At 69.0% G+C, this 2,420-nt stretch carries 2 protein-coding genes; both read left to right on the forward strand.

The window, feature by feature from the left end; translation table 11 throughout:
- Positions 1-1,451, forward strand: a 1,451-nt coding sequence (locus tag ACE3Q3_RS23920; protein WP_374450296.1) for an ABC transporter substrate-binding protein, incomplete at its 5' end; no start/stop codon positions are given.
- Positions 1,452-1,513: 62 nt separating this feature from the next.
- On the forward strand, positions 1,514-2,420 hold a 907-nt coding region (locus ACE3Q3_RS23925), incomplete at its 3' end, for an ABC transporter permease (RefSeq protein ID WP_374450298.1).

Raw genomic sequence — 2,420 nt, forward strand, 5'->3', positions numbered from 1 at the left:
TGCCGGTCGCCATCGTCGCCACCAAGATCTACGAGAGCCTGCTCACCTACGAGGGCGCCGGCATGACGCCGAAGCCGGGCCTCGCCGAATCCTGGACCGTCTCGGACGACCAGAAGACCTACACCTTCAAGCTGCGCCAGGGCGTGAAGTGGCACGACGGCAACCCCTTCACCGCCGACGACGTCAAGTACAGCATCGAGAAGGTCGTCACCCCCTACACGTCCCGCGGCCGGGTCTATTTCGGCGACGTCCAGGCGATCGAGACGCCGGACAGCCACACCGTCGTCTTCCGGCTGAAGGCGCCGGTGCCGTTCTTCATGAACGTCTTCCAGCCGGGCGAGGCGCCGATCCTGCCCAAGCACATCCTGGAGACGATCGACACCAGCCAGGCCGGCCCCGTGCGCCAGTCCTCGCTGATGCGCCAACCGGTCGGCACCGGCCCCTTCAAGCTGAAGGAATGGGCGCGCGGCAGCCACGTCATCCTGGAGCGCAACCCCGACTACTGGCGCAAGGGCCATCCCTGCCTCGACCAGGTCGTCCTGCGCGTCCTCCCGGACGGCGCCGCGCGCGCCATCGCCATGGAGAGCGGCGAGGCCGACGTCGCGCCGATGAGCGCGCTCCCCGAGGCCGAGATCGAGCGCATCGCCAAGCTGCCGCACATCCGCTCGACCAAGGACGGCGCGGAGGCCCTCGGCCCCAACATGTGGCTGGAGGTGAACCTGCGCGACAAGCCGCTGTCGGACGTGCGGGTGAGGCGGGCGATCAGCATGGCGCTCGACCGCAGCCGCATCGTCGACGTCATCTGGTACGGCCAGGGCACGCCGGCGACCGGTCCGATCGTCAGCGGCAACCCCAACTTCTACAACACGGCGCTGAAGCCCTACGTCTACGACCCGCGGGCCGCCAACCGCCTGCTCGACGAGGCCGGCTACAAGCGCGGGCCCGACGGCGTGCGCTTCCGCATGACCCAGAACTTCCTGCCCTACGGCGAGACCTGGGTGCGGCTGGGCGAGTACATCCGCCAGGAACTGGGCAAGATCGGCATCGCGGTCGACACCAAGAGCCTCGACCTCGCGGGCTGGCTGAAGGCGGTCTACACCGACTGGGACTTCCACGTCACCAGCACCTTCAGCCACAACTACTCCGATCCGACGATCGGCGTGCAGCGCACTTTCATCTCGTCCAGCATCCGCAAGGGCGCCACCTTCACCAACTCGATGGGCTACCAGAACGCCCGCGTCGACGAGCTCTTCGCCAAGGCGGCGCGGGAGACCGACAAGGCGGCCCGCAAGGCGCAGTTCGACGAGATCCAGCAGATCCTGCACGACGAGCTGCCGGTGATCTTCCTGGTCGAGCTGTCCTACACCTCGGTGTGGAACAAGCGGGTCCACGGGCTCATCACCAACGGCATCTCGATGTATTCGAGCTGGGATTCGGTCTGGAAGGAGTAGCGCCCGGCCGGCCACCGCTCCCCGCTCGCCCGGGGGAGCGGCGGCACCGGGACATCCTGCCCATGCCCCCGACCCTCGCCTTCCTCGCCCGGCGGCTGCTGCAGCTCGTGCCGGTCGTCGTCGCCATCGCCGCGCTCAACTTCGCGCTCCTGCATCTGGCGCCGGGCGACGCGGCCGACATCATCGCCGCCTCCTCCGGCGGCGCGCCCGTCGAGTTCGTCGAGGAGCTGCGCCGCAACTTCGGTCTCGACCGGCCGCTGTGGCAGCAGTTCCTCGCCTTCCTCGGCCGCCTGCTCGTGCTCGACCTCGGCTGGTCGCACATCCAGCAGGCACCGGTGATGGAGCTGGTCCTGGAGCGGGTGCCGGCGACGCTGCTGCTGATGCTGGCGGCGATCCTGGTCGCGGTCGCGGCCGGGATGCTGCTCGGCATCCTCGCCGCCATGCGCCACCGCACCTGGATCGACGGCGTACTGTCGGTGCTGGCGCTGGTCGTCTACGCGACGCCGCAGTTCTGGCTCGGCCTGATGCTGATCGTGCTCTTCTCGGTGACGCTGGGAATCCTGCCGTCCGGCGGCATGATGACGATCGCGACCGACCTCTCCTGGAGCGCCCGCGCCCTCGACATCGGGCGCCACCTCGTCCTGCCGGCCCTGACGCTCGGCCTCTTCTACGTCGCGCTCTACACGCGGCTGATGCGGGCCGCGATGCTCGAGGTCTTCACGCTCGACTTCATCACCACCGCCCGCGCCAAGGGCCTGTCCGAGACGCGCATCGGCTTCGTCCATGCCGCTCGCAATGCGCTCCTGCCGGTGGTGACGCTGGCCGGGGTGCAGATCGGCCACATCCTCGGCGGCTCGATCCTGGTCGAAACCGTCTTCGGCTGGCCCGGCCTCGGCCGGCTCGTCTTCGACGCGCTGCTGCAGCGCGACCTGCCGCTGCTGCTCGGCATCCTCCTCGTCTCCTCGGTCG

Source organism: Allostella sp., assembly GCF_041913585.1.
Taxonomy (GTDB): domain Bacteria; phylum Pseudomonadota; class Alphaproteobacteria; order ATCC43930; family Allostellaceae; genus Allostella.